The sequence below is a fragment of the Streptomyces sp. P5F9 genome (assembly GCF_057961495.1).
In genome coordinates, this window is record NZ_JBXVPZ010000548.1 from 1 (window position 1) to 5967 (window position 5967).

8 protein-coding genes are annotated in these 5967 nt (G+C 69.5%); 5 read left to right on the forward strand and 3 right to left on the reverse strand.

What is annotated here, in order from left to right:
• Positions 1 to 192 precede the first annotated feature (192 nt).
• Entirely contained in the window at positions 193 to 405 is a 213-nt protein-coding gene (locus tag AC31A1_RS45170) for a DUF5326 family protein (RefSeq protein WP_019055111.1), read from the reverse strand.
• 197 nt (positions 406 to 602) lie between these two features.
• Entirely contained in the window at positions 603 to 920 is a 318-nt protein-coding gene (locus AC31A1_RS45175; RefSeq protein ID WP_431251630.1) for a cupin domain-containing protein, read from the reverse strand.
• A 48-nt stretch (positions 921 to 968) separates the two neighbouring features.
• On the opposite strand from AC31A1_RS45175, the gene AC31A1_RS45180 reads away from it, so the two are divergent.
• From AC31A1_RS45180 to AC31A1_RS45200, 5 genes are all read left to right on the forward strand, one after another.
• Positions 969 to 1346, forward strand: a complete 378-nt coding sequence (locus tag AC31A1_RS45180; protein ID WP_384153526.1) for a phage holin family protein — start codon at positions 969 to 971, stop codon at positions 1344 to 1346.
• A 7-nt stretch (positions 1347 to 1353) separates the two neighbouring features.
• Positions 1354 to 1857, forward strand: coding sequence for a low molecular weight protein-tyrosine-phosphatase (locus AC31A1_RS45185; protein ID WP_489658893.1), 504 nt, complete (start codon positions 1354 to 1356; stop codon positions 1855 to 1857).
• Positions 1854 to 3011: a cystathionine gamma-lyase gene (locus AC31A1_RS45190; protein ID WP_489658894.1), complete on the forward strand. Its 1158-nt coding sequence runs from the start codon at positions 1854 to 1856 to the stop codon at positions 3009 to 3011. Before AC31A1_RS45185 ends, AC31A1_RS45190 begins: the two co-directional genes overlap by 4 nt.
• A 228-nt stretch (positions 3012 to 3239) precedes the next feature.
• Positions 3240 to 4145, forward strand: a complete 906-nt coding sequence (locus AC31A1_RS45195; RefSeq protein WP_489658895.1) for a LysR family transcriptional regulator — start codon at positions 3240 to 3242, stop codon at positions 4143 to 4145.
• A gap of 123 nt (positions 4146 to 4268) precedes the next feature.
• On the forward strand, positions 4269 to 4751 hold the full coding sequence (locus AC31A1_RS45200) for an NUDIX domain-containing protein (RefSeq protein WP_328830369.1): 483 nt from the start codon (positions 4269 to 4271) through the stop codon (positions 4749 to 4751).
• A 16-nt stretch (positions 4752 to 4767) separates the two neighbouring features.
• On the opposite strand, the gene AC31A1_RS45205 is transcribed toward AC31A1_RS45200, so the two are convergent.
• A partial coding sequence (locus tag AC31A1_RS45205) for a globin domain-containing protein (protein WP_489658896.1) occupies positions 4768 to 5967 on the reverse strand: 1200 nt, incomplete at its 5' end.

The window sequence follows — 5967 nt, forward strand, 5'->3', positions numbered from 1 at the left end:
CTCCCGGAGCGCGAGGGGGCAGCCCGTGCGGGGAACACGGGGAGGGGGTGCGCCGCCCGCGGGGTTCGTCCCCGCGTCGAATTCCGGACTTTAACCGCCCGCCACCGCCCGCAGACGGCCTGTCCGGGAAACTTCCCCCGCCCGAGGGAACCGGTGATTCCTGTTACCGATCACCGGTCGGCCGACAGGGCCTCACCAATCGCCGCGTGAGGAGGAGCTCGACGTGAACTTCCGCACGACGTAGATCACTCCGCCGACCAGCGCCACGAAGACCAGCAGCTTGAAGAGCAGTCCGATGACGATGCTCACGACGGTCGCTATCAGCCCGCCGAACACGACCAGGGCGATGACCGGCACCGCGACCCACTTCACCCACCACGGCAGTCCCGCGAAGATCTCTCGCATTGTCCTCGTCCTGTACCTCTCCGCCCGTCGCTCGTACCGGGTCCGGTCCGTGTCCGACACTCCAGTGCCGGATCTCTGATGTCCTGCACTCGATGCTAGGGCGCGCGAAGGGCGAACGGGGGCCTCGCATCCCTTGTCCTCCCCTGACCGTTCCCCTAGGGAACCCTGAGACGCGGCATCAGGCTTACGGGGGAGAGTCAGGCCTCCGGCGGCGAGAACACCACCATCACCCGCAGGTCCTCGCTGATGTGGTGGAACTTGTGGGCCACCCCGGCCGGCACATAAACCACGCTGCCGCGCGCCACCTGGGTGGTCTCCATGCCGACGGTGATCGCGGCCCGGCCGCTCACGACGAAGTACACCTCGTCCTGGTTGTGCGGCTGCTGCCGGTCGTGATCGCCCGCGTCGAGCGCGTAGAGGCCGACCGACATGTTCTTCTCGCGCAGGAACTGCAGGTACGCACCGTCGTTGGCGGCACGCTCCGCCTCCAGTTCATCCAACCGGAATGCCTTCATCGCCCTCGTCCACGCTCGGAGTCGATCTCTTCTGTCACGATCAGACACATGAAGAATTTCCTAGTCAAGACGATCGCCAACGCCGGTGCCCTGGCGGTCGCCGTATGGCTGCTCGACAAGATCACCCTCACCGGTGACAGCACCTTCAAGAAGGTCTGGACGCTGCTCCTCGTCGCCCTGGTCTTCGGTCTGGTGAACTTCCTGGTCAAGCCGATCGTCAAGGTGCTGACCTTCCCGCTGTTCATCCTGACGCTGGGCCTGATCACACTGGTGGTCAACGCGCTGATGCTGATGCTCACTTCATGGCTGGCCGACAAGCTCGACCTGAGTTTCCATGTCGAGGGCTTCTGGACCGCCGTCCTGGGCGGCCTCATCATCTCGGTCGTCTCCTGGGCGCTCAACGTCGTCCTGCCCGAGGGGGACTGAGCGCGCGATGACGTACCGCGTCAGCTTCGTCTGCACCGGCAACATCTGCCGTTCGCCGATGGCCGAATCGGTCTTCCGCGCGCGGGTGGCGGAGGCCGGGCTCGACGGTCTGGTCGAGGTCGACAGCGCGGGCACGGACGGCTGGCACGAGGGCGACGGCGCCGACCCGCGCGCCGTCGCCGTCCTGGAGGAGCACGGATACGGCACCGACCACGTCGCCCGCCGGTTCCAGGCCTCCTGGTTCTCCCGCCTGGACCTCGTCATCGCCCTCGACTCCGGCCACCGCAAGACCCTGCGCCGCCTCGCCCCGACCGAGCGGGACGCCGAGAAGATCCACATGCTCCGCTCCTACGATCCCGTCGCCGTCGCCGTCGCCAGCGACGACCTCGACGTACCGGATCCGTACTACGGGGGCCTGGACGGCTTCGAGGAGTGTCTTGAGATGGTGGAGGCGGCGAGCGCGGGACTGCTCGCCGCGGTGCGTGAGGAAGTGGAGGGACGAGCGACATGAGTGATTCCGCTGCGGCCGGAGGTGTCGCGAGCGGCGCCGGGGACGGCACGCGCGCGGTGCGGGCCGGTCTGCCCGAGCCGGTCAAGTACGAACCGACGCTTCCCGGGCCGGTGTTCGCCGCGCACTTCCATCTCCCGGGCGACGCGACGGGCCCGTACAAGTACGGCCGGGACGAGAACCCCACCTGGACCCACTTGGAGCGCGCCATCGGCGAGCTGGAGGCGCCCGGACGGGACGACGTCGAGACGCTCGTGTTCGCCTCCGGCATGGCCGCCATCTCGTCGGTGCTCTTCTCCCAGCTGCGCGCCGGCGACGCGGTCGTCCTGCCCGACGACGGCTACCAGGTACTGCCCCTGGTGCGCGAGCAGTTGGAGGCGTACGGCATCGAGGTGCGTACCGCGCCGACCGGCGGGGACGCCCAGCTCGCCGTCCTGGACGGCGCCAAGCTGCTGTGGATCGAGACGCCGTCGAACCCCGGGCTCGACGTGTGCGACGTACGACGGCTCGCCGAGGCGGCACACGCGCGTGGCGCCCTCGTGGCCGTCGACAACACCCTCGCCTCACCCCTGGGGCAGCGCCCGCTGGAACTCGGCGCCGACTTCTCCGTGGCGAGCGGCACCAAGCAGCTCACCGGGCACGGGGACGTCCTCCTCGGGTACGTCGCCGGGACCGATGCCACCGCGATGGCCGCCGTACGCCGCTGGCGCAAGGTCGTCGGCGCGATTCCCGGGCCCATGGAGGCCTGGCTCGCGCACCGCTCGATCGCCACGCTCCAGCTGCGGGTCGACCGGCAGAACGCCACCGCGCTGGTCCTCGCTCAGGCCCTGCGCGAACGGGCCGACGTGACGGACCTGCGCTACCCGGGGCTGCCCGACGACCCCTCGTACAAGATCGCCTCACAGCAGATGCGGCGCTACGGGTGTGTGGTTTCGTTCACGCTGCCCACGCGCACGCGTGCCGAGCGTTTTCTCGACGCGCTGCGGCTCGTGGACGACGCGACGAGTTTCGGCGGGGTGCGGTCCACCGCCGAACGGCGGCGGCGCTGGGGAGGGGACGCCGTACCGGAGGGCTTCGTTCGCCTCTCGGTCGGTGCCGAGGACCCTGAGGACCTGGTGGCCGATGTGCTGGGTGCGCTGGACGAGGCGGCGCGGTGACCGCTTTACGTACCGCCGGTCGGTGTCCGGCTACGCACAACGGACGGTCCGAGCCTCCCCCCTCGTGGCTCGGACCGTCCTCGGTTCTGCGCGCGAAGAACCGCGCGCACAAGGCTAGTTGACTCTGTGTCAGTGTCCAATCACGGTAGCGACAGAGACCTATCGACTTATTTATAGTTGGGCCCTGTCCGGGGCCGGAGGAAGGGTGGGGAGAGGAGAGTGCGTGCCATGGATCTGGCCTTGCTGCGCACCTTCGTGACCGTGCACCGAGCCGGCTCCTTCACCCGCGCCGCGGCCCTGCTCGGCCTCTCCCAGCCGGCGGTGACGTCCCAGATCCGCACCCTGGAACGGCAGTTGGGCCGCCCCCTGTTCCTGCGCCAGGCCCGTGGGGTCACCCCCACGACCATGGGCGACGAACTCGCGCACAAGGCCGCGCCGCATCTCGACGCCCTCGTGGAGATCGCCGAGACGGGGCCCGACAACGACGCCTCGCTGCGCACCCTGCATCTCGCCGGTCCCCCCGAGTTCACCGCCGAGCGGGCCCTGCCCGCGCTCACGGAGCTGACCGGGGACGACGGCCAGGGCTTAGCACTGCGCGCATCCTTCGGGAACGCCGAGGAAACCCTGGAGGGACTGGCCGCCGGACATCATGATCTGGCCATCAGCACGGCCCGTCCGCGAGGTGCTCTGCTCACCGCGACAACGCTCTGCGACGAGGAGCACGTCCTGGTCGCCGCCCCGCACCGGGCCGAGCAGCTCGGCTCCGAGAAGCTCGGCCCCGAGGACGCGCCCGCCCCGGACGACCTCCCCGTGATCGAGGTCCACGAGTCGCTGCCCTTCGTCTCCCGGTACTGGGCCTCCGTCTTCGACTCCCGCCCGGCCGCCCCGGGCACCGTGATCGTGCCGGACCTCCGCGCGGTCCTCGCATGCGCGATCGCGGGCGCCGGGCTCGCGGTACTGCCCCGCTATCTGTGTGCCCTGGCGCTGAAACGCGGCGAGGTCGTCCCGCTCCACGAACCCGCGATTCCACCACTGCGGACGTATTTCCTGGTGGTGCGCACCGGCACTCTCGCGATGCCGCACATCGCCCGGGCCCACGAGTGGCTGCAGCGTGCCGCGACCAACTGGGGCTGACCAGGGACTTTTGCCGCCGTTCCGCGACGAACCCGCCGGTTCCACGTGAAACATCACGCTCCGAACCGTCAAGGTGACGTCGTGCGATGTTTCACGTGGAACCAGCGGGGCCACATTTCTCCCATGACCGTCCGACCCGTGGTCAAGCGCACCGCACGTGCCGTTCTCCTCGACGGTGACGCCCTGATCCTGATCAAGCGCACCAAGCCAGGTGTCGATCCCTACTGGGTCACGCCCGGTGGCGGGGTCGAACCCGAGGACACCACCGTCGTCGACGCCCTGCACCGGGAGGTGTACGAGGAGCTCGGCGCCAAGATCAGCGACGTGGTGCCCTGCTTCGTGGACACCGTCGAGCACATCGGCGCGGACGCGGCCTCGACCGGCGTGAAGGTGCAGCACTTCTTCGTCTGCCATCTGGAGTCCATGGACCCGGCACTACGCCACGGCCCCGAAGTGGACGAGCCCCTCGGCGAGTACGAGATCGTCAGAGTGCCCTTCACCCGCGTGGGCATCGCGTCCGTCCACCTCGTGCCCCTGTCTCTACGGCACTACCTGGACGGCAACATCGAAGGGGTCCTCGCGATGCACGCCCCCGACCTGGGCTGACGCCTCCGCCACCGGGTCACTCCCCGGTGGCCACCAGCTCCTCGACCGAGTCGTGCCGTATGCGCTCCGTCGGGATGCCGGCGTCCCGCAGGGCGTGGACACCACTGCGGATCATTCCGGGCGGACCCGAGACGTAGGCGTCGTACTCGTTCCACGGCCCGTACGTGCGGATGGCGTCCGGGAGTTGGAGATTCCCCGGCCGGTCGACAATCGGCCGGACCGCAAGCCAGGGATGGGACTGCTGGAGCCGGAGCATCGTGTCGATGTCATAGAGGTCGTGGTCGGTACGGGCGCCGTAGAACACCTCCACCGGGCGCCGCTCGCCGCGTTCGGCGACGTCTTCGACCAATGCCTTGATCGGCGCTATGCCGGTGCCGCCGCCGACGCAGAGCAGTCCGCTGTCGGTGGAGTGGTCCACGGTCATCGAGCCGGTCGGCGGGCCGAGCCGGATGACATCACCGGGCCGGGCGTGGTGCACCAACGCGTTCGAGACCCAGCCCGCGGGGACGGCCTTCACATGGAAGGTCAGCAGCCCGTCCGAGCGGGGCGCCGAGGCGAAGGAGTAGTGCCGCCAGATCCGCGGCCACCAGGGCGTCTCCAGGCTCGTGTACTGCCCGGCGAGGAAGGGATAGGGCTGGTCCGGGCGGAGGGTGACGACGGCGACGTCCCGGGTCCTGAGGTCATGGGTGACGAGCTCCGCGTGCCACCAGGCCGGAGCGCGCAGTTCGTCCGCTGCGGCCGCGTCGATCATGACCTGCGAGATCGTCGTGTACGCCCGCACCCAGGCCGCCTCCATCTCGGCATCCCAGACCGAGGAGGCGTACTTGTTCAGCGCGCCGATGAGGCACTCGCCGACGGCCGGGTAGTGCTCGGCCCTGGTGCCGTACTTGCGGTGCCCGCGGCCGAGGTTCTGCAGATACGCGACGAGGACCTCGGTGTTGTCGATGTGCTCGGCGGCGGTCAGCAGCGCCTTGAGCAACCGGTCCCGCTGGGTGTCCATCGCCGCCGGGAACAGCGACCGCAGCTCGGGGTGGCGCACGAAGAGCAGCGCGTAGAAGTACGAGGTGACCTTGTCGGCCACGGGACCGACTTCGGCCATCGTCCGGCGGATGAGTACGGCGTCCGGGGAGGCCTTCTCGGTGGCGGTGGCGGGCCCGGAAGAACGCTGGGCAGGCACGCGCACGGGGGCGGCAGGGGCCTGGGCCTGGGCTGGGGC

Excerpts from the sequence above, each read along its gene's own strand:
- AC31A1_RS45170 (WP_019055111.1), bottom strand. The coding sequence starts at position 405 with ATGCGAGAGATCTTCGCGGGACTGCCGTGGTGGGTGAAGTGGGTCGCG.
- AC31A1_RS45185 (WP_489658893.1), top strand. The coding sequence starts at position 1,354 with ATGACGTACCGCGTCAGCTTCGTCTGCACCGGCAACATCTGCCGTTCG.
- AC31A1_RS45195 (WP_489658895.1), top strand. The coding sequence starts at position 3,240 with ATGGATCTGGCCTTGCTGCGCACCTTCGTGACCGTGCACCGAGCCGGC.
- AC31A1_RS45190 (WP_489658894.1), top strand. The coding sequence starts at position 1,854 with ATGAGTGATTCCGCTGCGGCCGGAGGTGTCGCGAGCGGCGCCGGGGAC.
- AC31A1_RS45180 (WP_384153526.1), top strand. The coding sequence starts at position 969 with ATGAAGAATTTCCTAGTCAAGACGATCGCCAACGCCGGTGCCCTGGCG.
- AC31A1_RS45175 (WP_431251630.1), bottom strand. The coding sequence starts at position 920 with ATGAAGGCATTCCGGTTGGATGAACTGGAGGCGGAGCGTGCCGCCAAC.
- AC31A1_RS45200 (WP_328830369.1), top strand. The coding sequence starts at position 4,269 with ATGACCGTCCGACCCGTGGTCAAGCGCACCGCACGTGCCGTTCTCCTC.